The sequence below is a fragment of the Polaromonas sp. UC242_47 genome (genome assembly GCF_044452385.1).
GTDB lineage: Bacteria > Pseudomonadota > Gammaproteobacteria > Burkholderiales > Burkholderiaceae_C > Polaromonas.
Map to the genome: position 1 here is coordinate 1964751 of NZ_JBIOAO010000001.1, position 24320 is coordinate 1989070.

Sequence of the window (24320 nt, forward strand, 5' to 3'; positions counted from 1 at the left end):
GGAAACGGAATGAGGCGTCAGGCCTATTTCAGCGCGAGGCCGGCCTTTGGTACATCGCATCAATCTGCGACTCGAAATGCGCCATCAGGTTGTTGCGCTTGAGCTTGAGCGTGGGTGTCATGAAGGTGTTTTCTATGGTCCAGGGCGTCAAGGTCAGGCACACGGCGCGTGGCACCGCATAACGCGCGAAACTGCCCATTTGCCGCTCGATACGCACCAGTGCGGCCCTTTCGGCAGCCGGCTGCTGCAGGCTGGCCGGGTCCTGCGGGTCCAGCGCCAGCGCCTGCGCCAGCCGCTGCCATTCCTCGCGCTGCAACACCGCCACGCAGGCGATGAAGGGCCGGTTTTCACCGACCACTAAAGCCTGCTCGAACAGCGGGTCGGCGGTGATCGCCAGCTCCAGGTCGCCAGGGGGCACTTTTTCCCCGGTGGACGTAACGATGATTTCCTTGATGCGGCCCAGGATACGTATGCGTCCGTTCGTGACCTCGGCCTGGTCACCCGTGGCCAGCCAGCCGTCGGCCGACAGAATGCGTGCGCTGTCTTCCGGCCGCTTCCAGTAACCTTTCATGACGGACGGGCCGCGCACCTGTAATTCCTGTTTGTCGCCTATGCGTACCTCGATGCCGGTCAGCGCCCGGCCGACGGTGGCGGGATCGTTGTCGTCCAGGCCATTGGCGGCCACCACGGGTGAGGTTTCGGTCAGCCCATAACCCTGCAGCAGCGGCAGGCCCAGGCCGAGAAAACAATGGGCAATGGCCGGCGACAGCGGCGCGCCGCCGCTGACGGCCACACGCACCCGGCCGCCCAATTGCGCCAGCAGCGGTTTGGCCACCAGGTGTTGCAGCAGCGGCCACGGCAGAAGAGTCCAGGGCGCTGTTGCGCTTTCCGTTGCCCTGTCCGGCGCCGGCAGGCCTTGCGCCGCACAAAAACGCCGCCAGCCGATCGTTTGCGCCGCCGCGAACAGCCGCATTTTCAGGGGCGATGGCGCCAGTTTTTCCTGCAGTTTGGCGTACACCCGTTCGTAAATGCGCGGCACCGAGATCAGCACCGTGGGCCGCACAGTTTTCAGGTCTTCACCCAACTGGGCGACCGAACGTGCATAAGCCACACAACTGCCGGTGGCGATGGCCAGGTAATAACCGGCCGTGCGTTCGAAGGTGTGCGATAGCGGCAAAAAGGACAGGAAAACGTCTTCCGTCGTGGCGTGCACGCGCGCCAACACCGCCTGCACATTGGCGACGACATTGTGGTGGGTCAGCATCACACCTTTGGGTTTGCCGGTGGTGCCCGAGGTGTAGACGATGGCGGCCAGGTCGTCCGGCTTGGGCGGCGCCGGTAGCGGCGTGTTGTTTTGGCCCAGCGCCAGCCAGTCGGCCAGACTCAGCACGGTGACGGCATCACCGCCGGTAGCCACTGAGGAGTGTTTGCCATCCACAACCACCACGGTTTTCAGGTCCGGAAGCGGCAGGCCCACGGCGCAAATTTTTTCCCACAGCGCTGCATGCTCCAGGATGAGCAAGGAGGCTTCGCAGTCGGCCAGGATGTAGGCCATGCTGCCGGGGTTGTCGATGGCGTGCAAAGGCACAGGCACACAAGCGGTGGCCAGCGCCGCCTGGTCCATGCTCATGGCCTCCAGCCCGTTGGGCAGCAGGATGGCCACACGTGCCGCGTTCGGCAGGCCGCTGGCGGCGAGGGCGCGGCTCCAGCGGCCCACACGCGCCAGGGTGCCCGCCCAGTTCAGGCTTTGCCATTGGCCGCTGCTGTTGTCAAAAGTTCGGTACGCCTCGCCCTGCGGACTGAGCCTGGCGCGAAAAGCCAGCAGTTGGGGCAGCGTCTGCACGTCGTTGATGGTGGAGATAGCGGGAGTCATGAATTCAACCGTTCAGGAAGGGGTGCGGCGGCACGGGCTGTCCCAGGCCGGCGCGCTGGCCATCGGGATGGCGTGTTGACTGGGGGTCAGGGGAAACCCTAGATCATAGTGGGGCGCGTGGTATCTCCTTGCCATGGCCTGGCCTCGCAAGCCGCCAACATGGCCTCAGCCAGTTTCTTAAGAAAAAACGAGCCCTGGCCCAGAAGGAGCGGGCGCAAGCAGCTATTAAAAAAATAGCAAATTTGTCAGGCCACACTGCTGGATGCCATCATGTCATGAATCAGCGCAGAAAAAGCCCGTGCCGCCGGCGACATGGTGCGCCGGGTCAGGGTGACGATGCTGTAGTGGGTCAGCATGGTGTTGAGTTTTTTGACCGGCAGCCGCACCAGGGACTCGGCGCCGTGGTTCAATCCAACCGAGTCGGGCGCCAGGATCACGCCCTGGGCCGACAGCGCCAGTTGCCGCAAGGTGCTCATGTCGTTGCACACCACGCTGAACAGGGCGCGATCCGTGCGTTTGATCTGGCCTTCAAAATGGCGCAGCACCAGGTCCGGCAACTGGGGGCAGGCGACCGGGTAGTCCATCAACTGCTCCAGCGACAACTCACCCAGCGCCAGCAACGGATGACCGGTACCCACAAAAAAAGCCACGGCCACATTGGGCAGGCGTTTGAACTGCAGGCCGGGCTGTTTTTTCAGGTCGCGGGTGTCCGCCACAAACAGGTCCAGTTGTTGCTGGTTCAGTTGTTCACACAAACTGGCGGGGTCGGCCACCTCGATCTTCACCGTCAGTTGCGGGTGTTGCTGGATCAGCCGCGACAGGGCGGGCTGGCCCAGCATGGCGGCGGCAAACGGGCCCAGGCCTACCTGCAACTGGCCCATGGCCAGCCCTTGCAGCAGTTGCACGTCGCGCTGGATTTGTTGTGCATCGGCCAGCAGGCGGCGCGCGCCCGCCAGTACCAGGTCGCCGGCGGCGGTCAGCCGCACCTGGCCATAAGCCCGGTCGACCAGGGTCGCGCCGAAATCTTCTTCCAGGCTTTCAATGCTGCGCGACAGGGCCGGCTGTGAGAGGTGCACGGCTTCGGCCGCCCGGCCAAAGCTGCCCTGGTCGGCCAGGGCCACCAGGTGGCTCAATTTGCGTAATTGCATTTTGCGTTTATTGCAAAAAGTAGATAAATATTTTGCATTGGATTTTTATTTTATACGCTTCCAGAATCAGGGCATTCCAACAATTCCGGAGACGCGCCATGGGAAACTTTCGATTCGGCAAGCGTGGCTTGCTGTTGTGTCTGGGCCTGTTGTTCAACCTGTCCCTGGCGGCACAGGAGTTTCCCAGCAAGGTCGTCACCTTCACCGTGCCGTATCCGGCCGGTGGTGGCACCGACATCGTGGCCCGCACGCTGGGCGAGCAGATGGCGAAACAGCTGGGCCAGCCCGTGGTGATCGACAACAAACCCGGCGCCGGCGGCATTCTGGGCACCAGCGCGGTGGCCAAGGCGCCGGCGGACGGTCACACCGTGCTGGTCGGGCTGACCCAGTCGGTGTTGACCAACCGCTTCCTCTATGCCAAGCTGCCTTACGACCCGCGCAAGGACTTTGCCTTTGTGTCCCTGATCGCCACCGCGCCCTTGCTGCTGATGGTGCCGGCGAATTCACCGGTGCAAAACCTGGCTGACCTGAGCCGCATGCTGAAAGCGTCCAAAGCGGCGGCCAGTTGCGGCTCCTGGGGCGCGGGTTCTTACCCGCACCTGGCTTGCGCCCACATGGCGTCTTCGCTGAAGACCGAAATCACGCACGTGCCTTACAAGGGCGAAGCAGTCATGTTGCAAGACCTGGTGGGCGGGCAACTGACGTTTGCGGTGGCCAGCCTGGTTTCGGCCAAGCCTTATATGGACGGCGGCAGGCTGCGCGCGATTGCCGTGAGCGGCGACCAGCGTGTGTCGGTGCTGGCTAGCGTGCCGACCTTTGCCGAAGGCGGCATGCCAGATGCCGAATACCGCGTGACCGGCTGGATCGCCTTGCTGGTACCGATCGCGACCCCGCGTGTTGTGGTTAACCGCTTGCAGCAGGTGGCGCAGCAAGCCGTTAACTCGCCGGAGCTGAAAAAACGTTTCGAAGCCCTGGGCATGGTGGGTGTGGGCAACACGCCTGATCAGTTCCGCCAGCGTTACGCCGAGGACTGGCCGGTCTGGGAGCGGCTGGTCAAGGTCTCGGGTGCCAAGCTCGATTGATGAACAAGGCCGCATGAACATGACGAGCACCCACATGATTGATGAACAAGACGCCGCCCTGCGCGGTTTTATCGCAACCTGGCCGCAGGCCGAAATCCGGGGCGCAAACGGCCGTGTTGTCTGGACCATGGCAGGGTATGAGTTTTTGCAGGACGAGCAGCCGGCACCCACGGTGCACCCCGGGCTGTGGCAACAGGCGCGGCGCAACCTGGCGCATGGGCTGTTCCAGGTGACTGACAAAATTTACCAGGTGCGTGGTTTCGATTTGTCCAACATGACGCTGATTGAAGGTGAGCGCGGCGTCATCATCATTGACCCGCTGACCTGCGCCGAAACCGCACAGGCGGCGCTCGCCTTGTACCGCCAGCAGCGCGGCGAGCGCCCGGTGACGGCCGTGATCTACAGCCACAGCCACGTGGACCATTTCGGCGGCGTGCGCGGGGTGCTGGATGAGCAGGAGGCGATCCGCCAGGGCATTCCTATCATCGCGCCGGCAGGATTCTTGTGGCACGCCGTGTCGGAAAACATGATCGCCGGCAACGCCATGTCGCGGCGTTCGCAGTTCCAGTTTGGCCACACCCTGGCGCGTGGTGCATGCGCCCAGGTCGATTGCGGCCTCGGTAAAAACATGCCCAACGGCACCATCACCTTGATTCCGCCCACACGCACCATCGAGAAAGAGCGCGAACGCCATGTGATCGACGGCGTGGAGATTGTGTTTGCGCTGGCGCCGGAAAGCGAAGCGCCGTCGGAGATGTTTTTTCTTCTTCCGGCAGTTGCGCGCGCTGAACCTGGCCGAGATCGGCCAGCCCACCATGCACAACCTGTGTCCCTTGCGTGGCGCGCAGGTGCGCGATGCAAGGCTCTGGTCGCGTTACCTTGACGAGGCGCTGCACGAGTTTGCGCCGCATGCCGACGTGGTGTTTGCCCAGCACAACTGGCCCACCTGGGGCAGCGAAGCCATCGCGAGCTTTATCGCCCAGCAGCGCGACCTTTATAAATACACACACGACCAGACCGTGCGGCTGATGAACCAGGGCCACACGGCGGTGGAGATTGCCGAAGAATTGCGCCTGCCGCCGGCGCTGGCCGAAGTAATCCATGTGCAGGGGTATTACGGCAGCCTGGTGCACAACGTCAAGGCCGTGGTGCAGCACTACCTGGGCTGGTACGACGGCAACCCGGCGCGCCTGCATGCCTTGCCGCCCGAAGACAGCGGGCCGCGGTATGTGGCTTACATGGGCGGCGCCGACGCGCTGCTGGCGCGCGCGACACTGGATTTTGAACGCGGCGAACACCGCTGGGTGGCCGAGGTCACCAGCCACCTGGTGTTTGCCGAACCCGGTCATGCGGCGGCGCGGGCGCTGTGTGCCAACGCCTTGGAGCAACTTGGTTTTGCCGCCGAATCGGCCACCTGGCGCAATGCCTACTTGCTGGCGGCACGCGAACTACGCCAGGGTGTGCCCCAGACCAAACGGCGGGGCATGAGTTACGACCTGCTCAAGGTTGTGCCCATGGAAATGTTTTTTGATTGCCTGGCGATTCGCCTGGTGGCACCGCGTGCGACGGGCCACAGCCTGCAGATGGTTTGGCATCTGCCCGATCTGGATCAGCGCTGGTTGTTAAGCCTGGACCACTCGGCGTTGACCTACAGGCGTGTCCAGGCGCCGGTTGCGGCGCAGGCCACCATGATCGTTCCCCATGCCCGGCTGGCCGAATTGCTGGGGCACGAGTCAGGTATCGCTCAAGCGATGGCGCAGGGTATTGAACAGGGGAATATATCGGTAGAGGGCGACTTGTTCAAAGTGCACTTGCTGCTGGGCATGCTGGAAGAGTTTGAGCCCATGTTCAATGTTGTCGAGCCCTGAGTCTTTTTTTGAAAGAAGCTGCAATGAAGATCATGAAGATGAGCAGCCAGTTGGGTGCACTTGTGTTGTGCAGCCTGGCGCTGACGGCCGCTGCGCAGCCTGACCTGAGCAAGATCCGACCGCGTGTCGAGAAAATTCCGGTGGCGGACATGGAGCGCGTGGGCAAACAGTCCGGCCTGACCAGCTGTTTCTGGCCCGCCACCGTGAGTCCTTCCACGTTCAACATCCTGATCCCCGACAGCGGTGTTGTCTACTGGGTCTCGCAGTACCGCCTGCCGCCGGGCGCCAGCCTCTCGTTGCGCGGCCAGTTTCCCAAAGCACGCCACATTTCGCTGAACACTTATGACGAAGCCGGCCAGCCGGTCGATCGCCTCAACGACCTGATGATGGCGCCCAACGCCGGCTCGGCCAATCCCTTCAGGCCCCATGCCCGGCGCGATGCAGCGCAGCGCGACTACCATGTGAATTTGACGCAGGCCGCCGTGACGGCAGGGACGCGCGTCGATGATGCCAGCCGGCCCACCAACACGCTGTACGCGCCTCAGGATGCGGCAGTGCAGCTCTGGTACCGGGTCTATGTGCCCGACCAGGGCGCAGACCTCAAGGGGGCTGTGCCGCTGCCCGTACCCGTGCTGCAACTGGCCGATGGGCGCCGGCTCGAAGGCGACGCGGTGTGCGGCGAGATCGTCGTCAAAGAGGGCACGCTTCGTGATGTGCGTGTGCCGACAGAGGCGCTGAAACCCATGTTCGCCCTGGCGGGGGCGACCTCGGCCTACCATCCGGCGCAAAACCCGCCGTCCTGGAATGCGTTTTTCAACGCGCCACTGTCGGCGACCAACCTGCTGATCGGCACGCCCTACGAGGGGATACGCGCGCGGCTCGACGCCAGCCGGCGCGGCGGTTTTTACAGCACGCTGGACAACACTTATATGTCGGCATATATAGACCGCCGCTTCGGCGAGGTGTTGGTGCTGCGGGGCAAGGCGCCCACTACGCCGCGCACCTTTGCCGGCGCCCAGGTCATGGAGCCCGCCCAACTGCGTTATTGGTCCATCTGCAAAAACCGTTCGCTGTCCGATACGGCGGTGGATGGGTGCCTGTACGACGAGCAAATTCCCTTGACTGCTGACAGGAGCTACACGATGGTGGTGTCCACGGCCGCAGCGCGCCCGGCCAATGCCACGGCCAGTTGCGGGGTGGCGTGGCTGGACTGGGGCGCCGCGGGTGACGGCATGGGGAATGCGGCTGGCGGTTTTCTGGCCATCCGGCACATGATGCCATCGGCTGATTTCACCCAAAGCCTGTTTGCGACCCGCAAGCCGGGTGATGAGGCCGCGACCCTGGGGCCGTATTTCCCGTCTTCGTCGTATACGGGCAAAGCAGATTTTGAGAAGCTGGGCTGCAAGGCGTCCTGACCAGCTTGCCGGGCGGGGGGGCCAGCTACCAGCTATGCCGCCTGGGGTTGAAACGTTTGGGGGATGCCCGCCATCGCCACGCCGCCGCGCAGGGTTTCGCCGGGAAGCGACTGGGCCAGCAGGGTTCGCACGCCGACCAGTTGCTGCAAGTCGATCCCGGTGGGGAAGCCCATGCTCTCCAGCATGAAGACGAGATCCTCGGTCACCACGTTGCCCGATGCGCCGGGGGCGAACGGGCAGCCGCCCAGGCCAGCCAGGCAGGCATCAAAGTCGCGGATGCCTTCGTTGAGGCCCGCCAGCGCATTGGCCAGTCCCAGGCCCATGGTGTCGTGCAGGTGGAGCTTGTGAAGCCGGTCGCCAATGGCATCCTGCACCGCGCGCACGGTGTCGCGCACCAGGGCGGGGTGGGCGTATCCGACGGTGTCGGCCAGGGCGATGCGGTCCACGCCGATGGCGGCCAGCGCCGCGGCCACCCGGGCCACGCGGTCCAGCGGCACGCCGCCTTCCATCGAGCAGCCGAATGCGGTGGCGGTGGCGGCGTCGATGCGCATGGGGCGCGGCTGCGCGCGCACCCAGTCGACGATGCTGCGCACCATCTCCACCTGCGCCTCCGTGCCCTTGTTGACGTTGGCGTGGCTGTGTGTGTCGCTCACCGAGATCGGGATGGCCAGCACGTGCGCGCCGGCCTCGTGCGCGGCGATTGCGCCCTTGAGGTTGCAGGCCAGGGCGCAGACCGTCAGGCCCTCGATGGCGAGCGCGCCGCGCACCACGTCGCCGGTATCGGCCATCTGCGGAATCATGCGCGGCGACACGAAGCTGCCGACCTCGATCTCCTTCAGGCCCGCCGCTGCCAGCTGCGCTATCCAGCGCAGCTTGGTGTCCGTCGCCATTCGGCCCTGGGCCATTTGCAGGCCGTCGCGCGGCCCGACTTCGCAGATGTTGACGGCTTTTGCCATGGAATGCTCCTCGCAGGTGTTATTCGACCTTGATTCGGGCGGTGGTGATGATCTCGCGTGACTTCTGGATGTCGGCTTTGATGAGGGCTGCGAACTCTTCCGGCGAGACAGGGGCGGCGTCGAAGCCTTGTGCCTGGAAGGCGGCTTTCATATCGGGGCGGGCCAGGATCTTGTTGACGTCGGTGTTCAGGCGCGCGACCACCGGTGCCGGGATGCCGGCCGGACCCATCACGCCGTAAAAGCTGACGGCGTTGAAGTCCTTGTAGCCGAACTCGGCGACGGTGGGCACGTCGGGCAGGGTGGCGTTGCGCTTGGCCGAGGTCACGGCCAGGGCGCGGAGCTTGCCCGAATGGATCAGCGTGGCGGCCGACGAAATCGACGAGCCCGCGAAGCTCAGGTGGCCGCCCATCAGGTCGGCGAGCGCTGGCGTCGAGCCCTTGTACGGCACGTGCTGCATCGTGCAGCCGGCGGTGAGCTGCAGCAGCTCCATGGCAATGTGCACACCGCCACCGGTGCCCGAGGTGCCATACGACAGCTTGCCCGGTTCGGCCTTGGCGGCCTTGATCAAGTCGCCCAGCGTCTTGAAGGGCGAGTCGTCCTTGACGAGGATGATCAGCGGCGTGACGGCGGCCAGCGCGATCGGCGTCAGGTCTTTGATCGGGTCGTAAGTCACCTTCATCAGCAGCGGAATCAGCGAGACGTTGTCCGACTGCGCGATCACGAGCTCATAGCCGTCGGGCTTGGCCCGGGCCACTTCGGCCAAGCCCAGCGCGGTGCCGGCGCCGGGGCGGTTGTCGGGCACGACCTGCCAGCCGTTCATTTCCGAGAGCTTGGTGGCGAGTTGCCTGCCCGTGAAGTCGGTGCCGCCGCCGGGTGTGGACGGGATGATCATGCGGATCGCCCGGGCCGGCCAGGCCTGCGCCCAGGTGGACAGGGATGCCAAGCTCCCGGCGGCGCTCGCCAGGGCCATCAGGTTGAAATTGCGTCGTTTCATGTCAGTAGTCTCCTGTCCTTTTTGCTTGGTTCATTCTTCTTTCGCCGCGTGAAGGCGCCGCTGGGTGCCCCCCGGCGAAGGCTGACCGCCACTATGCCCTGATCTACCAGTTGTGCGATGCGCGCGTCGTCCAGGCCGAGGCCGCGCAGGATGTCGTGCGTCTGCGCGCCGATGGGCTGAGGGTCGAGCCGCTTGCCGACCTTCTGGCCGTCGAATTCGATGGGAAGCGCCGCGGCCGCCACCTGCTGCCCGTCCGGCATGGTGGTGGGGATCAAGGCCCCGCCGGCGTTCAGGTGCGGGTCGTCCAGCAGCTCGTGCGGCTGGCGGATCGGGCCATAGGACAGGCCGGAAGCCTCCAGCGCGGCGCACAGATCGGCGGTCTTCCAGTGTTTCAGGATCGCCGCAACCTCGGGCACCAGCCAGGGCCGGGCGGCCTCGCGCTGGACGGCCGTGCGCAGCCGTTCGTCGGTGGCCCAGCCTTCGGGCAGGAAGTCGCGGCAGAAGGTCTGCCAGTTGGCGTCGCTCACTACGGCCACGAAGACGCGGCCGTCCTGCGTGTCGAAGATGTCGTAGACGCCCCAGGGCGGCGTGCGCTTGTCGCCCATGGGGATGGGCGGCGTGCCGGTCAGCTGGTATTGCGCGATGAACTGCGCCACCAGCAGCAGGTTGTTCTCGAACAGGCCGGCGCGCACGTGGCGGCCGCGGCCGGTGCGCTGGCGGTCGTGGAGTGCGGCCAGCGCGCCCACCACGCCGAAGGTGCCGCCCAGGATGTCGTTGACCGACGGCGCAACGCGCTGCGGCGCGCCGGTGCCGCCGTTGATGTAGGCCATGCCGCCCATCATCTGCACCACCTCGTCCAGGGCCGTGCGCTGCTTGTACGGCCCCGACAGGAAGCCCTTGAGCGAGACGTAGATGAGGCCGGGGTTTTCCGCGGACAGCGAAGCGTAGTCCAGGCCGTACTGCGTCAGGCTGTCGTCGCGGAAGTTCTCCACCAGCATGTCGCAGCCCAGGGCCAGCTGGCGCACCAGGGCCTGGCCTTCGGGCGATTTGAGGTCGACCGCCAGGCTCTGCTTGTTGCGGCTGAACACGGGGAAGTAGCCTATGCCCGAGCCCTTGAGCCGGCGCGTGCGGTCGCCGTCCAGCGGCTCGACCTTGATGACTTCCGCGCCCAGGTCGGCCAGCACCAGGCCCCCGGCTGGCCCCATGATCATGTGCGACAGCTCCAGCACCTTGATGCCTCGCAGCGGCAGGTCGTGATCGGGCAGGAAGGTCGGGGTTTCGTTCGGGGCAGTGCTGATCCAGCGATCATCCCCCGGACGCGACGATTGCAAAAGTGGTGGTTCGGAACTGTCGCTTTCTCGTTTGAAGAGGCTGGTGAAAACCCGCGGCTGTTCGTCCGCTGGTCAGTCCGTGGCCGGGGCGCTGGCGCGCAGGTGGGCGACGAAAGCCTGTGCCGCCAGTGGCAGGGTGTCGAGGTCGCGCACCGCAATGAAGCTGCGCGGCTGGGCCCAGGCATCGGCCAGCGGCACGAAGCGCAGGCCCATCGTCTTTTCCTTGGTGGCCTGGAGGTACAAGGGCGCCACGCCCACGCCCAGGCCGCGCGCCACCAGGGTGCAGATGGTCTCGAATGAGCTGACGCGCGCCCGCACCGTGCGCGAGGTGCGGGCCTCACGCGCGGCGTCGTCGAACACATGGCTGATGCCGCTGTCGCGGTTGAGCTCGATCAGGTCGTTGTCCAGCAACTGGGCGTAGACGACCTGCGGCGCGCCCGCCAGCGCGTGCCCTGCGGGCAGCACCGCGGCCAAGGCGTAGCGCCGGTACGGGAAGACCTGCAGGCCCTCGTGGCTCGCGAACTCGGACGCCACGCCCACGTCGGCCAGGCCTTCGCGCACGCTGCGGTAGATGGCCGGTGTGGTGCGCTCCTCCACGTCGATCTCGATCTGCGGGCGCTGGGCGCGGAATTGCATGATGTCGTCGGGCAGCTCGCCCGACAGCGAGGTCACGCTGGCCAGCACCTTGATGAGGCCGCGCACGCCGTCCACATAGCCGGCCATTTCGCGCTGCATCCGGTCCATGCCCTGCAGCAGCGCGCGGGCATGGCGCGCCAGCGCCTCGCCGGCGGGGGTGGCCTGCACGCCCTTGACGCTGCGGTCCAGCAGGAGCACGCGCAGCTCGGCCTCCAGCTCGGAGATGCGTTTGCTGACGGCCGAGGGCACGATGTTTTCGCGCGCCGCGGCGCGGGCGATGCTGCCTTCCTCCAGCGTGGCGAGGAAGAGACGGATGGAAACGGGGTCGATGTCGCGCATGGCGGGCTGTCCTTCACATGCCGGAGGCGTAGGGCGCGAAACCGCGCTGGTTCTCGTCGATCTGCAGGGTGCGGCCCAGCGGCGGAAACGCGCGCTGCGTGCAATCGGCGCGGTCGCAGACCTTGCAGCCGGCACCGATCAGGGTGGCGGCGTCCGGGTCGATCAGGTTGACGCCCTTGGCGTAGACCAAGCGATCGGCGTAGCGCGCGTCGCAGCCGAGGGCCACCGCGAACATGCGCCTGGGCGTGCCGTAACCGCCGCGCCGGTGTTCGACGGTGCGCGCGATCCACAGGTAGGTGCGGCCGTCGGGCATGCGCGACAGCTGCGTGAGGATGGCGCCGGGCTGCGAAAAGGCTTCGTAGACGTTCCACAGCGGGCAGGTGCCGCCGTGGCGCGAGAAGTGGAAATCGGCGGTGGACTGCCGCTTGGACACGTTGCCCGCGCGGTCCAGCCGCACGAAGAAAAACGGGATCCCGCACCCCGGCGCATGGTGCATGGTCGATAAACGATGCCCGATGGTCTCGAAGCCCACGCCGAAACGGGCGCTCAGCAGCTCGATGTCGTAGCGCAGTGCCTGCGCCGCGTCCTGGAACAAGCGGTTCGGCAGGACGAGCGCGCCGGCGAAGTGGTTGGCGAAACCGAGCCGTGCCAGGCTCCGGGCCTGCGAGGTGGTGAACGATTCAGCCGTCGTGAAGGCGTCGATGCGCTCGCCCATCTCCAGAAACGCGAGCTGCACGCCCAGCTGGAAAGCCTGCTGCCCCGGGTCCATGTCGCTCGCCAGGGACATGGTGCCGGTGGCCGCGTCATAGCTGCGCAGCGCCTGGTCCGAGGCGCGGTTGGCCGCGTCCTGGCGCTCCTGGATGCACACCTGGATGCCGTGGCGCTTCAGCAGCCTGTCCTGCAGGCGGGAGCGCAGTTCGGCGGCGCTCACCGTACCGGGCGGCAGCCCGGTCATCAGCGTTTCGTGGAGCTGTTCCGCCAGCTCATCCAGCACGGCCATGTGGTGGTGGCGTGCATAGAAGAATTCGCGCACTTCCTCATAGGGCTGCAGGCGGGCCGCCGGGTCGCCGGCGAGCCGGTCGCCGTCGGCGACGATCGAGGACAGCTGTTCCTCGACGGCGCGCGAGCGCCTGTGCAGGTTCAGCAGTACCCTGGCGACCGAGGGCAACTGCGACGCAACGACCTTGGCTTCTGCGAGCGGCACCGCATGGGCCTGCGAGCCATCCGAGAATACCGGCTGCAGTTCGCTCAGTCGCCTGGCGCTCTCGTCGTCCGAGAACAGCTGCAAGTCGATGCCATGCGCCGCCTGCAGCCGCAAGAGCACGGGCACCGTCAACGGGCGTTGGTCGTTCTCGATCTGGTTGAGGTAACTGGGCGAAATCTTGAGCGAGGCGGCGAGGGCGGCCTGCGTCAGGCCCTGCTGTTCCCGCAAGGTCTTGAGGCGGACACCCATATAGGTTTTGGTCATCTTCGCAAACTTTGCAAATTTACACGGAAAATTGCCCGTACATTCTTAGTTTACCCGTTGTCGATCGTCCTTATTTTTGCGAAGATTGCAAGGTTATGACAGATGTGATTGAAAAAACATGAACAAGACCCCGAACCTGGAATCATGGAGCAAGGCGGCCGCCAAGTCTGCCCCTGGCGGCGACGTGGACGCGCTGAACTGGCAAACGCCTGACGGCATCAGCGTCAAGCCGCTCTACACCGCCGAAGACATCAAGGACCTGCCGTACACCAATACGCTGCCGGGCTTCGAGCCTTTCATCCGCGGCCCGCAGGCCACGATGTATGCAGTGCGTCCGTGGACGATTCGCCAGTACGCGGGGTTTTCGACGGCGGAGGAGTCCAACGCGTTTTACCGCAAGGCGCTGGCGGCCGGCGGGCAGGGTGTGTCGGTGGCTTTTGATCTGGCCACACACCGGGGTTATGACTCCGATCACCCGCGTGTGACCGGCGACGTTGGCAAGGCCGGCGTGGCGATTGATTCGGTCGAGGACATGAAAATCCTGTTCGACCAGATCCCGCTCGACAAGGTCAGCGTCTCCATGACCATGAACGGTGCGGTGTTGCCGGTGCTGGCCGGTTATGTGGTGGCCGCCGAAGAGCAGGGTGTGAGCCAGGACCAGTTGAGCGGCACCATCCAGAACGACATCCTCAAAGAGTTCATGGTGCGCAACACCTATATCTACCCGCCAGAGCCCAGCATACGCATCATTGGCGACATCATCGAGTACACGGCGCAGCACATGCCCAAGTTCAACTCGATCAGCATCTCGGGTTACCACATGCAGGAAGCCGGCGCCAACCAGGCGCTGGAACTGGCTTTCACTCTGGCCGATGGCAAGGAGTATGTGAAGACGGCGATTGCCAAGGGCCTGGACGTCGACGGTTTTGCCGGCCGCCTCTCTTTCTTCTGGGCGATTGGCATGAACTTCTACCTGGAAGTGGCCAAGATGCGCGCCGCGCGCCTGCTCTGGTGCCGCATCATGAAGGAGTTCAACGCGAAAAGCCCCAAGAGCTTGATGTTGCGCACGCATTGCCAGACCTCGGGCTGGAGCCTGACCGAGCAGGACCCCTACAACAATGTGGTGCGTACCACCATCGAGGCCATGGCCGCTGTGTTTGGCGGCACACAAAGCCTGCACACCAACAGCTTTGACGAGGCAATTGCCTTGCCGACCGAGTTTTCCTCGCGCATTGCCCGCAACACCCAGCTCATCATCCAGGAAGAAACCCATATTCCGCATGTGATCGACCCTTGGGCCGGCAGCTACATGATGGAAAAACTCACGCAGGACATGGCCGACGCGGCCTGGGCCATCATCGCCGAGGTCGATGCCATGGGCGGCATGACCAAGGCCGTGGACAGTGGCTGGGCCAAGCTCAAGATTGAAGCGGCAGCGGCCGAGAAGCAGGCGCGGATTGACAGCGGCAAGGACGTGATCGTCGGTGTCAACAAATACAAACTCAAGACCGAAGACGCGATTGAAACCCGCGACATCGATAACGTGGCCGTGCGCGACGGGCAGATCACACGCCTGAAAGCCATCAAGGCCCAGCGTGATGCCCAAGCCGTGCAGGTGGCACTGGACGCCTTGACCGCCGCCGCCGAGAATGGCGATGGCAACTTGCTGGACCTGTGCATCAAGGCCGTGCGCCTGCGCGCCACGGTGGGTGAGGTCAGCGACGCGTTGGAGAAAGTTTACGGGCGCCACCGCGCCGATACACAAAAGGTGACCGGTGTGTATGCAGCCGCTTATGACTCGGCCGAAGGCTGGGAGACCCTCAAAACCGAGATCAATGCGTTTGCGGATGCCGAAGGCCGGCGCCCGCGCGTGATGATTTCCAAACTCGGTCAGGACGGCCACGACCGCGGCGCCAAAGTTGTCGCCACCGCCTTTGCCGATCTGGGTTTTGACGTGGACATGGGGCCGCTGTTCCAGACACCCGAAGAATGCGCGCGCCAGGCGATTGAAAATGACGTACACGCCGTGGGTGTGTCCACGTTGGCGGCAGGCCACAAAACCCTGGTGCCGGCCATCATCGCCGAACTCAAAAAGCAGGGCGCCGACGACATCATTGTGTTTGTAGGCGGCGTGATCCCCCGGCAAGACTATGAGATGCTTTACGACGCTGGCGTCAAAGGCATTTACGGCCCGGGCACGCCGATTCCGGCCAGCGCCAAGGATGTGCTGGAGCAGATCAGGGCTGCATTGAAGTGAGCCCAGACGCCAGGATGGATGCCTTGTTGCGCGGTGATGCCGCCGCGCAGCGCCGCGCCATCGCCAAAGCCATCACCTTGCTGGAGTCCACCCGCGCGGACCACCGCGCCCAGGGCGACGAACTGCTGACGGCCTTGCTGCCACACACCGGCCAGGCTTTTCGCCTGGGTATCAGCGGTGTGCCCGGCGTCGGCAAGTCCACCTTTATTGAAGTGCTGGGCCTGTATTTGATCGCGCAGGGTCACCGCGTGGCCGTGCTGACGATTGACCCGTCTTCCACCGTCTCCGGCGGTTCCATCCTCGGCGACAAAACCCGCATGGAACACCTGTCGGTGCACGAGCGCGCTTACATCCGTCCCAGCCCGTCGAGCGGCACCCTGGGCGGTGTCGCCGAAAAAACCCGTGAGGCCATGCTGGTTTGCGAGGCGGCGGGTTACGACGTGGTGATTGTCGAAACCGTGGGTGTGGGCCAGTCCGAGACCGCCGTGGCCAACATGACCGATATGTTTGTGCTGATGCAACTGCCTAATGCCGGTGATGATTTGCAGGCCATCAAAAAAGGCGTGATGGAGCTCGCCGATCTGGTGATCATCAACAAGGCCGATATTGATGCCGATGCCGCGACGCGTGCCGAGGCGCAGATCACCTCGGCCATGCGCCTGTTTGGCTTGGTCAACAACGCCATGGGCAGCGAGCAGGCGGCCAACTACGACAAACTCTGGCATCCGCAGGTGGTCCAGCTCAGCGCCCTGCACAACAAAGGCGTGGATGCTTTCTGGGCGGCGGTGACGCAGTTCAGGACGATTCAAACCGGCAACGGCCAGCTGGCTGCACGCCGCCGCCACCAGTCGCTGGCCTGGATGTGGGAGCGTATAGATGCGGGGCTGAAACAGGCCTTCCGGCACGACCCGGCGGTGAGTGCCATGTTGCCGGCCTTGATGGCGCAGGTTGAAAACGGCCAGCTCCCGGCCTCCACTGCAGCAAGAAATCTGCTCTCAGCCCAGTCGGGACGGGCGCAAGCAGCTATTAAATAAGTAGCGTCTCCAAAGTACACAGAAGGTAAACCATGCAAGACATCCTCGAACAACTCGAAAAAAAGCGCGCAGCAGCACGCTTGGGCGGTGGCCAGAAACGTATTGACGCCCAGCACGGCAAAGGCAAACTCACGGCGCGTGAACGGCTGGAGCTGCTGCTCGACGAAGGCACGTTTGAAGAGTGGGACATGTTTGTCGAGCACCGCTGCACCGACTTCGGCATGCAGGACAACAAGATTCCGGGTGACGGCGTGGTCACTGGCTACGGCATGATCAATGGCCGCCTGGTGTTTGTCTTCAGCCAGGATTTCACGGTGTTTGGCGGCGCACTCAGCGAAGCGCATGCCGAAAAAATCTGCAAGGTGATGGACCAGGCCATGAAGGTCGGCGCACCGGTGATTGGTTTGAACGACTCGGGCGGCGCGCGTATCCAGGAAGGTGTTGCGTCCCTGGGCGGTTATGCGGATGTGTTTCAGCGCAACGTGATGGCCAGCGGCGTGATTCCGCAGATCAGCATGATCATGGGCCCCAGCGCTGGCGGTGCGGTGTATTCGCCGGCCATGACCGATTTCATCTTCATGGTGAAAGACAGCTCCTACATGTTTGTGACCGGCCCCGAGGTGGTCAAAACCGTCACGCACGAAGAGGTGAGCGCCGAAGAACTGGGCGGCGCCATCACGCACACGACCAAAGCGGTGTGGCCGATCTGGCCTTTGAAAACGACGTCGAAGCGCTTTTGATGCTGCGCCGGCTCTACAACTACCTGCCGCTGAACAACCGCGAAAAAGCCCCGGTGCGCCCCAGCGCCGACCCGGCCGGGCGCATGGACCTGAGCCTGGACACGCTGGTGCCCGAGAACCCGAACAAGCCTTACGACATGAAGGAACTCATCGTCAAGACGGTGGACGATGGCGACTTTTTCGAGATCCAGCCCGAGTACGCTAAAAATATCGTCATCGGTTTTGCGCGCATGGAAGGCCAGTCGGTCGGCATCGTCGCGAACCAGCCGCTGGTGCTGGCCGGTTGCCTGGATATCAAGAGCAGCATCAAGGCCGCGCGTTTTGTGCGTTTTTGCGATGCCTTCAACATCCCGGTCATCACCTTTGTCGATGTGCCCGGCTTCATGCCCGGCACCTCGCAGGAATACGGCGGCATCATCAAACATGGCGCCAAGCTGCTCTACGCTTACGCCGAGTGCACGGTGCCAAAAATCACGGTCATCACGCGCAAGGCCTATGGTGGCGCCTACGACGTGATGGCCTCCAAACACCTGCGCGGCGACGTCAACTTCGCCTGGCCCAATGCCGAGATCGCCGTGATGGGCGCCAAGGGCGCGGTGGAAATCATCTTCCGCGAAGACAAGGGCGACCCGGTCAAGCTGGCCGCCAAAGAGGCCGAATACAAGGCACGTTTTGCCAACCCCTTTGTGGCCGGCGCCCGTGGTTTTATCGACGACGTGATACTGCCGCATGAAACACGCAAGCGCATTTGCCGCTCGCTGGTCATGCTGCGTGACAAGAAGATCGAAAACCCGTGGCGTAAACACGGCAACATTCCGCTGTAAGGAGTTGCAATGGCCTTCGTTACTAATATCAAATCTCAGGCACTTCAAGCAGTGTCAAAACACTCGACGGTGGAGTGCACATACACAGTGGTGAGTGTGAATGAAAAAAAGTGTCTTCAGCTAGATACCTATGGGTCTGCTGAACGCGTTATTCCCGGGAAGAAGAGCCAAAGTTTGCGCTTCAGTGCAGAAGCTCTCCAACAGCTCAAACGAATCATTCAAGAAAATGGGTTGTGAAATGTTCACCAAAATTCTGATCGCAAACCGCGGCGAAATCGCCTGCCGCGTCATCCTCACCGCCCGCAAGATGGGCATCAAAACCGTCGCGGTGTATTCCGATGCCGACAAAGACGCGCGCCATGTCGAACTGGCCGATGAAGCCGTCAACATCGGCCCGGCGCCGAGTCGTGACAGTTATCTGCAGACCGACAAAATCATTGCGGCTTGCAAACAGACCGGCGCCCAGGCGGTGCATCCGGGTTATGGTTTTCTGAGCGAAAACGCCGGTTTTGCCAAACGGGTCGAAGAAGAGGGCATCATCTTTATTGGCCCCAAACATTATTCGATTGCCGCCATGGGCGACAAGATTGAATCCAAGAAGCTGGCCGGCGCGGCCGGTGTCAACTGCATTCCGGGTGTTAACGACGCGATCGAAACTGCCGAGAAAGCCGTCGAGATTGCCAAGGGGATTGGTTACCCTGTGATGATCAAGGCCAGTGCCGGTGGTGGCGGCAAAGGCCTGCGTGTGGCCTTCAACGACAAGGAAGCCTTTGAAGGGTTCACGTCCTGCCGCAACGAGGCGCGCAACAGTTTTGGCGATGACCGTGTGTTCATCGAGAAATTTGTCGAAGAACCGCGTCACATCGAAATCCAGTTGCTGGGCGACAGCCACGGCAATGTGATTTACCTGAACGAGCGTGAATGTTCCATCCAGCGCCGTCACCAGAAGGTGATTGAAGAAGCGCCATCGCCTTTTATCAGCGACGCCACGCGCCAAGCCATGGGCGAACAAGCCGTGGCGCTGGCCAAGGCCGTGAAGTACCAGAGCGCCGGTACGGTGGAGTTTGTGGTCGGCAAGGACCAGAGTTTTTATTTCCTGGAGATGAACACCCGTCTGCAGGTCGAACACCCGGTGACCGAATGCATCACCGGCCTGGACCTGGTCGAGCTGATGATTCGTGTGGCGGCCGGCGAAAAGTTGCCGCTGGCGCAAAAAGACGTGCAACGCAATGGCTGGGCCATCGAGTGCCGCATCAATGCCGAAGACCCGTTCCGCAACTTCTTGCCCTCTACAGGTCGTCTGGTTCGTTTCCAGCCGCCCAAACAAACCATGTTTGCAGCGGACACGGCGCAACTGATGGGTGTGCGTGTGGACACCGGCGTGCAGGACGGCGGCGAAATTCCGATGTTTTACGACTCGATGATTGCCAAACTCATCGTGCACGGCAAGGACCGCCAAGACGCGATCGCCAAGATGCGCGAGGCGCTGAACGCTTTTGTGATTCGCGGCATCAGCAGCAACATTCCTTTCCAGGCGGCTTTGCTGGCACACCCGAAATTTGTCGCGGGCGACTTCAACACCGGTTTTATTGCCGAAAACTACGGCAAGGGTTTCCATGCCGAAGACGTGCCGCATGCCGATCCGGCCTTCCTGGTGGCGCTGGCGGCTTATGTCAACCGCCGCATGTTGGGCCGCGCGGCCGGCATCAGTGGCCAGTTGCCCGGCCACGGCGTGACGGTGGGGGAAGAGTTTGTGGTCATCGGCCTAGGGGCTGACGGGCAAAATGCGCCGCAACCGGTCTTGGTGCGGGATTATCAAGCCGAATCGGGCTCCAGCCGAATAGACACGGGCGCAAGCAGCTATGAAATATGTAGCAACTGGCATCTGGGCGGCGCCCGCATTCGCGGCACCGTCAATGGCGAGCCGTTTGCCGCGCAGGTGGAACGCGGCGTGGGCCGCAACCCGCTGGCCATCCGTGTGGCCCACAACGGCACACGGCTTGACGCCATGGTGTTGTCGCCGCGTGCGGCCGAGTTGCACCGGCTGATGCCTTTCAAGGCGGCGCCCGACATGAGCCGTTATGTGTTGTCACCCATGCCCGGCCTGCTGGTGGATGTTGCCGTGCAGGTGGGCCAAAAGGTGCAGGCCGGTGAACGTGTGGCGGTGATTGAAGCCATGAAAATGGAAAACGTGTTGTTTGCCGTGGCCGACGGCGTGGTCGGCAAGGTGCTGGCCGCCAAGGGCGAATCGCTGACCGTGGACCAGCCGATTGTGGAGTTTGTCTAGGTGTGGCCCCCACGCTTGTCACTGCGTGTACTGCGCTGCCCCCCGAGGGGGCCGCTGCGCCTGCGGCCCGGCGAAGCCGGTTCCGCGGCCCCTGCTTGGTGGGAGATTCCCCGCGTTTGTGATCCGCGGCTGTGATTGTTCGTTGAGGAAAATAATATGACGCGTCCCTTCAAAGTGCTGGGCATCCAGCAAATCGCCATCGGCGCTCCCAGCAAGGACCGCTTGCGCACCCTGTGGGTAGACATGCTGGGGCTGGACGTCACTGGCAACTTCGTCAGCGAGCGTGAGAACGTCGACGAAGACATTTGTGCCATAGGCAGCGGCCCGTTCAAGGTGGAGGTCGACCTGATGCAGCCGTTGGACCCGGACAAAAAACCGGCGGTGCACACCACACCGCTGAACCACGTGGGTTTGTGGATTGACGATCTGCCCAAGGCCATGGCGTGGCTGACGGCCCAGGGCGTGCGTTTTGCCCCTGGTGGTATTCGCCCGGGGGCCGCAGGTTTTGATATCTGCTTTTTACACCCCAAGGCGAATGAGGAATTTCCCATCGCCGGGGAAGGCGTGTTGATCGAACTGGTGCAGGCGCCGCCCGAGGTGGTGGCTGCTTTTGCCAGCCTGCAGGGCGCGCCGCACTGAAGCACGGCGTGGGCCGGCCAGGTACAGCAAAGGCCTCAGAGGCCTTCGGCCGCCCAGGCCAGCGCAGCACGCAAGCTGTGCAACGCTGCGGTACCGGACAGCAGTGAGTCCGGCCGGTACAACAGGCAAACCACACGGTCTTGTGGATGCGCCAGCAGCACCGCCCCTTGATGTTCATCGTGGGCCCAGACGGTCCACCCCGGCAACAGGGCGGCGTGATTCGCCAGCGCCAGGCTGGCATAACGCGCCGTGATGAAACCACGTTCGCCGGCTTCCGGCGCCTCCGCCGTCAAGGTGGCGCGCATGATGCGGCCGTGTTCGGGTGCGATGGCCGTCACGGCGAAGCCGGCTTGTTCCAGCACCCGCAGGGCCGCATCACCGATGGCCAACAGGGGTCGCCTTGAGTGGGTGCTCAGCAAGCGCTGACAGGCCACAGCATCTGCGCCTATGAGCACATCGACCGGCGCTTCCGCATCGATGAGCAGGCCCAGGCCTTGACGTGTTTCCCGCACCGCGGCGGGAAAAGGATCCCCCGCATCGTGCAGGGCGACACGGGCTGGCAGCTTGACGGCGGCAGGCATGCTGGACTTGGCCTGCGCTGTTGCCTCTATCCCAAGTGCGCGCCACAAGGAAATCGCCTTGAGCCGCGATTCCTGCTCTTCGCGCGCCGGTGTGGAGTCGGCCATCAGGTCGCCACCGGTGCGGACTTCGGCCATGCCATCCCGGATGGCGGCCGCGCGCAGTATGGTGCCGGCCAGCGCGTCGCCATCGGCACTCACACGCACCATGAGCCCGCCGTACCAGCCGCGCGGGCTGGCTTCCAGTTGCGCAATCGCGGCCAGGGCGTGCTGGCGCGGCGTGCCCGTGACCATCACCGGCGCGGCGGTCGCCACAATCGCATCCCAGGCGTCCGCGCCTTCGCGCAGCCGCCCGCTGAATCGGTCCACCGTATGCACCACGGTGGACAGCGACATGGGCCGGCGCCGGTCCAGCAGACGCAGCGAGCCGGGTTCACACAGCGGCGCCAGGTCGTTGCGCAGCGCATCGGTACACACCGCCAGCGAAGCCGCATCCACGTCTTCGTTGACCAGTTCACGAAACGATTCGGCTTCACCTACCGGGCCGGCACCGCGGGCCACGGTGCCGCAGACCGGCAAGGCCTCGACAACACGCTGGCGCAGCACCAGCTGCAGGTCGGGTGAAGCGCCGAACAAACATTGGCCTTGGCCGTCATTGAGGAAAAAAGCGGCCGGTGCCGGGTTGGCCTGGCGCAGCCGGGCAAAAGCCTGGGCTGGTGACAGGCTGGGTGACACGCGGCGCCGGTAACTCTGGCTCAGGGTTAGCGACACCAGCGCCTGCTCACGCAGGTGCACCAGCGCACGCGCCACCATCTCGGCATACGCGCCGGGCGGGTAGTCGTCCTGCGGTTCTGCTTCACTGATTTTGCGGCGCGTCGGCGTCACGGCCGCTGGCGTTGCGACCGCAACATCCGTCAGCGTCAGCTCAATACGTTGCCAGCTTTGGTCTGCGGCACGTTGCCAATAAGCCTCCGCGAAAAACAGCAGGCCCAGCGATTCATCATCAGAGCCCGGTTCAGGTGCGGCCAGGCGGTGCGCGTTAAAAGGCAGGGCCCCCAGCAGGATGACGTCGGGTGTTGGTGCAAACGCCGCCATGAAGGCGCGCAGGCTGTGAATCGGGTGGCAGCCCTGACCGCGGCTGGCGGTCCCGGCCCACGCGGACAACTCGGGCTGGGCCAGCAGTGCTTGTCCCAGCGCCGAATGGACCTGGATGACCAGCCCGTCGCCATACAAACGCAGCGACAGCGCCGGCCGGTCCAGCAGGGTGGCCTGCAGCGGGTGCAGGCCGGCGATACCGGCATCACAGCCGAAATAGGCGCCCGCCTGATGGTCAAGTTGCGCCAGCGCCTGTTCGGCTTCGCCCTGGGTGGCGGGGCGCCGGCTGGTTTGCAGGCTGAGCATCAGTCGATGGTGACGCCGGTGCGTTTGATGACGGGGGTCATCACGCGCAGTTCCTGTTGCATGAATTTCTGCAGCGAATCCACCGAGCCGCCAATCGGCTCCATGTATTGGGCATGTAATTTTTCACGAACTTCGGGCATGGCCAGCACGGTGTTGATTTCCTGGTTCATGCGCTGCACGATGTCCGTTGGCGTGGTGGCCGGCGCCATCAAGGCCATCCAGGCCAGGTTTTCTATCCCGGACAGACCGGCTTCTTTCATGGTGGGGATGTCAGGCGTGAGCTGGCTGCGTTGGGCCGTGGACACGGCCAGGGTGCGCAGCTTGCCGGCCTTGACTTGCGGGATCACGGCCACGGCGGGCACACAGGCAAACTGCACGTCACCTTGCAAAATGGCCAGGATGGCCAGCGGCGATGAGGCGTAGGGAATATGCACGGCGTAGGTGTCGGTCTTGACCTTGAGCAGCTCGACGCCCAGTTGCGACAGGCTACCGACGCCGGTGGAGGCGAAGTTGAACTTGCCGGGGTTCTTTTTCATCGCCGCGACCAGGTCCTGCAAGGTGTGGATGCCCGAGTCGGCGCGCACGGCGCAGACATTGGCCTGGCCGCCGGCCAGCACCACCGGCCGCAGTTCGGTGAACGGGTCGTAAGACAGCTTGCTGTAAAGCACGGTGTTGTAAACCAGCGGCCCGTTGGTGCTGATCAGAAAGGTGTAACCGTCGCCGGCCGACTTGGCCACCAGGCCGGTACCGTTGTTGCCGCCGCCACCGGCGCGGTTTTCAATGATCACGGGCTGGCCCAGGCGGGGTCCGAGCTTTTCGCCCACGATGCGTGCAATGACGTCGGGGGATGAGCCGGCGCCGTAAGGCACGATGAGCTTGATGGGTTTGTTCGGCCAGCCGGTCGACTGGGCCAGGACAGCTGCGCTTGCGCAGGCCAGCGCCAGCGCGGCGCAGCCTTTGAGCAGGGAGAGGGCGGGGCGTTTTTTGAAGTGCATCATGGCTGGATCAATTCGGTGTCGTGAAAGAAACGTCCTTCGCCGGCAATAAAACCAGCGACGAGGGTACGGTAGGCGGATTCGACGATGTCGGGCAGTCCCGGAAAGCCGGACTCGTGCGGCGCGGCCAGCGCCCGCACCCGTGCAAACACGGCGGCCTGGCGTTCGGGCGCGGAGACCTGGAACGCGTCCAGCTTGAAACGTGTGGCGTCACGCACGCACAGCGCGCGCTGGGCCAGCAGCGCCACGATTTGTTCATCAAGGCTGTCTATTTTTTCGCGCAACTCGCCCAGGGTCTGGGCTTGTGGCACATGACCGGGGGTGATAAAGCGGCGCACCGGCCCGGTGGCGGTGGCGGGTTCCTGGGAAGCTTGCATGGTGGGGTCAAAGGGATTGAATTACTAAGCAAGCTTATCAAATCGCGTGTGGTTTTCCATCGGTAGCATACACATTGC

At 63.8% G+C, this 24320-nt stretch carries 19 protein-coding genes and 1 pseudogene; 10 read left to right on the forward strand and 10 right to left on the reverse strand.

What is annotated here, in order from left to right; all coding sequences use genetic code 11:
- Nucleotides 1-28: 28 nt before the first annotated feature.
- Nucleotides 29-1873: an AMP-dependent synthetase/ligase gene (locus tag ACHMXK_RS09650; protein WP_397439790.1), complete on the reverse strand. Its 1845-nt coding sequence runs from the start codon at nucleotides 1871-1873 to the stop codon at nucleotides 29-31.
- 245 nt (nucleotides 1874-2118) lie between these two features.
- Complete coding sequence (locus ACHMXK_RS09655; RefSeq protein WP_397439792.1) at nucleotides 2119-3021, reverse strand: LysR family transcriptional regulator; 903 nt, start codon at nucleotides 3019-3021, stop codon at nucleotides 2119-2121.
- Between the two features lie 98 nt (nucleotides 3022-3119).
- Between ACHMXK_RS09655 and ACHMXK_RS09660 the strand changes: the two genes are divergently transcribed.
- From ACHMXK_RS09660 to ACHMXK_RS09675, 4 genes are read left to right on the forward strand one after another with little or no spacing between them, the layout of a single operon-like run.
- Nucleotides 3120-4103 (forward strand): Bug family tripartite tricarboxylate transporter substrate binding protein, encoded by a 984-nt coding sequence (locus tag ACHMXK_RS09660; RefSeq protein WP_397439794.1) that lies wholly within the window; start codon nucleotides 3120-3122, stop codon nucleotides 4101-4103.
- Nucleotides 4104-4116: 13 nt separating this feature from the next.
- Nucleotides 4117-4986 carry an MBL fold metallo-hydrolase gene (locus ACHMXK_RS09665; protein WP_397439796.1) on the forward strand — a complete coding sequence of 290 codons (870 nt, stop codon included), beginning with the start codon at nucleotides 4117-4119 and terminating at the stop codon, nucleotides 4984-4986.
- On the forward strand, nucleotides 4880-5971 hold the full coding sequence (locus tag ACHMXK_RS09670) for an alkyl sulfatase dimerization domain-containing protein (RefSeq protein ID WP_397439798.1): 1092 nt from the start codon (nucleotides 4880-4882) through the stop codon (nucleotides 5969-5971). Before ACHMXK_RS09665 ends, ACHMXK_RS09670 begins: the two co-directional genes overlap by 107 nt.
- A 23-nt stretch (nucleotides 5972-5994) precedes the next feature.
- Nucleotides 5995-7386 carry a hypothetical protein gene (locus ACHMXK_RS09675; protein WP_397439800.1) on the forward strand — a complete coding sequence of 464 codons (1392 nt, stop codon included), beginning with the start codon at nucleotides 5995-5997 and terminating at the stop codon, nucleotides 7384-7386.
- A gap of 32 nt (nucleotides 7387-7418) precedes the next feature.
- On the opposite strand, the gene ACHMXK_RS09680 is transcribed toward ACHMXK_RS09675, so the two are convergent.
- The 5 genes from ACHMXK_RS09680 to ACHMXK_RS09700 all read right to left on the reverse strand — a co-directional run bounded on the left by ACHMXK_RS09680 (nucleotide 7419) and on the right by ACHMXK_RS09700 (nucleotide 13110).
- Nucleotides 7419-8342, reverse strand: a complete 924-nt coding sequence (locus ACHMXK_RS09680) for a hydroxymethylglutaryl-CoA lyase (protein ID WP_397439802.1) — start codon at nucleotides 8340-8342, stop codon at nucleotides 7419-7421.
- A gap of 19 nt (nucleotides 8343-8361) precedes the next feature.
- Nucleotides 8362-9336: a Bug family tripartite tricarboxylate transporter substrate binding protein gene (locus ACHMXK_RS09685; RefSeq protein WP_397439803.1), complete on the reverse strand. Its 975-nt coding sequence runs from the start codon at nucleotides 9334-9336 to the stop codon at nucleotides 8362-8364.
- Nucleotides 9333-10634: a CaiB/BaiF CoA transferase family protein gene (locus tag ACHMXK_RS09690; protein WP_397442490.1), complete on the reverse strand. Its 1302-nt coding sequence runs from the start codon at nucleotides 10632-10634 to the stop codon at nucleotides 9333-9335. The genes ACHMXK_RS09685 and ACHMXK_RS09690 overlap by 4 nt, the downstream gene beginning before the upstream one ends.
- Before the next feature lie 105 nt (nucleotides 10635-10739).
- On the reverse strand, nucleotides 10740-11642 hold the full coding sequence (locus tag ACHMXK_RS09695; protein WP_397439805.1) for a LysR family transcriptional regulator: 903 nt from the start codon (nucleotides 11640-11642) through the stop codon (nucleotides 10740-10742).
- A 13-nt stretch (nucleotides 11643-11655) separates the two neighbouring features.
- Complete coding sequence (locus tag ACHMXK_RS09700; protein ID WP_397439806.1) at nucleotides 11656-13110, reverse strand: short-chain fatty acyl-CoA regulator family protein; 1455 nt, start codon at nucleotides 13108-13110, stop codon at nucleotides 11656-11658.
- 118 nt (nucleotides 13111-13228) lie between these two features.
- Here ACHMXK_RS09700 and scpA point away from each other — a divergent pair, with 118 nt between their 5' ends.
- The 6 genes and pseudogenes from scpA to ACHMXK_RS09730 all read left to right on the forward strand — a co-directional run bounded on the left by scpA (nucleotide 13229) and on the right by ACHMXK_RS09730 (nucleotide 20891).
- Nucleotides 13229-15367 carry a methylmalonyl-CoA mutase gene (gene scpA / locus ACHMXK_RS09705; RefSeq protein WP_397439808.1) on the forward strand — a complete coding sequence of 713 codons (2139 nt, stop codon included), beginning with the start codon at nucleotides 13229-13231 and terminating at the stop codon, nucleotides 15365-15367.
- A gap of 14 nt (nucleotides 15368-15381) precedes the next feature.
- The gene (gene meaB, locus ACHMXK_RS09710; RefSeq protein WP_397442491.1) at nucleotides 15382-16401 is read left to right on the forward strand and encodes a methylmalonyl Co-A mutase-associated GTPase MeaB; all 1020 of its coding nucleotides are present in this window, start codon (nucleotides 15382-15384) and stop codon (nucleotides 16399-16401) included.
- A 32-nt stretch (nucleotides 16402-16433) separates the two neighbouring features.
- A pseudogene (locus ACHMXK_RS09715) lies at nucleotides 16434-17965 on the forward strand (acyl-CoA carboxylase subunit beta).
- Nucleotides 17966-17974: 9 nt separating this feature from the next.
- Complete coding sequence (locus ACHMXK_RS09720) at nucleotides 17975-18202, forward strand: hypothetical protein (RefSeq protein ID WP_397439810.1); 228 nt, start codon at nucleotides 17975-17977, stop codon at nucleotides 18200-18202.
- 1 nt (nucleotide 18203) lies between these two features.
- Nucleotides 18204-20252 (forward strand): acetyl-CoA carboxylase biotin carboxylase subunit, encoded by a 2049-nt coding sequence (locus ACHMXK_RS09725; RefSeq protein WP_397439812.1) that lies wholly within the window; start codon nucleotides 18204-18206, stop codon nucleotides 20250-20252.
- Between the two features lie 156 nt (nucleotides 20253-20408).
- On the forward strand, nucleotides 20409-20891 hold the full coding sequence (locus tag ACHMXK_RS09730) for a VOC family protein (protein ID WP_397439814.1): 483 nt from the start codon (nucleotides 20409-20411) through the stop codon (nucleotides 20889-20891).
- A 35-nt stretch (nucleotides 20892-20926) separates the two neighbouring features.
- Here ACHMXK_RS09730 and ACHMXK_RS09735 read toward each other — a convergent pair whose 3' ends face one another.
- The 3 genes from ACHMXK_RS09735 to ACHMXK_RS09745 are packed head-to-tail and all read right to left on the reverse strand — an operon-like array spanning nucleotide 20927 to nucleotide 24242.
- Nucleotides 20927-22870, reverse strand: a complete 1944-nt coding sequence (locus ACHMXK_RS09735; protein WP_397439816.1) for a chorismate-binding protein — start codon at nucleotides 22868-22870, stop codon at nucleotides 20927-20929.
- Entirely contained in the window at nucleotides 22870-23868 is a 999-nt protein-coding gene (locus tag ACHMXK_RS09740) for a Bug family tripartite tricarboxylate transporter substrate binding protein (RefSeq protein ID WP_397439818.1), read from the reverse strand. The genes ACHMXK_RS09735 and ACHMXK_RS09740 overlap by 1 nt, the downstream gene beginning before the upstream one ends.
- Nucleotides 23865-24242, reverse strand: coding sequence for a chorismate mutase (locus ACHMXK_RS09745; RefSeq protein ID WP_397439820.1), 378 nt, complete (start codon nucleotides 24240-24242; stop codon nucleotides 23865-23867). The genes ACHMXK_RS09740 and ACHMXK_RS09745 overlap by 4 nt, the downstream gene beginning before the upstream one ends.
- Nucleotides 24243-24320 lie beyond the last annotated feature (78 nt).

Coding starts and splice junctions, on each gene's coding strand:
- ACHMXK_RS09650 (WP_397439790.1), bottom strand. CDS start 1,873: ATGACTCCCGCTATCTCCACCATCAACGACGTGCAGACGCTGCCCCAA.
- ACHMXK_RS09725 (WP_397439812.1), top strand. CDS start 18,204: ATGTTCACCAAAATTCTGATCGCAAACCGCGGCGAAATCGCCTGCCGC.
- ACHMXK_RS09660 (WP_397439794.1), top strand. CDS start 3,120: ATGGGAAACTTTCGATTCGGCAAGCGTGGCTTGCTGTTGTGTCTGGGC.
- ACHMXK_RS09665 (WP_397439796.1), top strand. CDS start 4,117: ATGAACATGACGAGCACCCACATGATTGATGAACAAGACGCCGCCCTG.
- meaB (WP_397442491.1), top strand. CDS start 15,382: ATGGATGCCTTGTTGCGCGGTGATGCCGCCGCGCAGCGCCGCGCCATC.
- scpA (WP_397439808.1), top strand. CDS start 13,229: ATGAACAAGACCCCGAACCTGGAATCATGGAGCAAGGCGGCCGCCAAG.
- ACHMXK_RS09675 (WP_397439800.1), top strand. CDS start 5,995: ATGAAGATCATGAAGATGAGCAGCCAGTTGGGTGCACTTGTGTTGTGC.
- ACHMXK_RS09700 (WP_397439806.1), bottom strand. CDS start 13,110: ATGACCAAAACCTATATGGGTGTCCGCCTCAAGACCTTGCGGGAACAG.
- ACHMXK_RS09730 (WP_397439814.1), top strand. CDS start 20,409: ATGACGCGTCCCTTCAAAGTGCTGGGCATCCAGCAAATCGCCATCGGC.
- ACHMXK_RS09680 (WP_397439802.1), bottom strand. CDS start 8,342: ATGGCAAAAGCCGTCAACATCTGCGAAGTCGGGCCGCGCGACGGCCTG.
- ACHMXK_RS09655 (WP_397439792.1), bottom strand. CDS start 3,021: ATGCAATTACGCAAATTGAGCCACCTGGTGGCCCTGGCCGACCAGGGC.
- ACHMXK_RS09735 (WP_397439816.1), bottom strand. CDS start 22,870: ATGCTCAGCCTGCAAACCAGCCGGCGCCCCGCCACCCAGGGCGAAGCC.
- ACHMXK_RS09685 (WP_397439803.1), bottom strand. CDS start 9,336: ATGAAACGACGCAATTTCAACCTGATGGCCCTGGCGAGCGCCGCCGGG.
- ACHMXK_RS09720 (WP_397439810.1), top strand. CDS start 17,975: ATGGCCTTCGTTACTAATATCAAATCTCAGGCACTTCAAGCAGTGTCA.
- ACHMXK_RS09740 (WP_397439818.1), bottom strand. CDS start 23,868: ATGATGCACTTCAAAAAACGCCCCGCCCTCTCCCTGCTCAAAGGCTGC.
- ACHMXK_RS09695 (WP_397439805.1), bottom strand. CDS start 11,642: ATGCGCGACATCGACCCCGTTTCCATCCGTCTCTTCCTCGCCACGCTG.
- ACHMXK_RS09745 (WP_397439820.1), bottom strand. CDS start 24,242: ATGCAAGCTTCCCAGGAACCCGCCACCGCCACCGGGCCGGTGCGCCGC.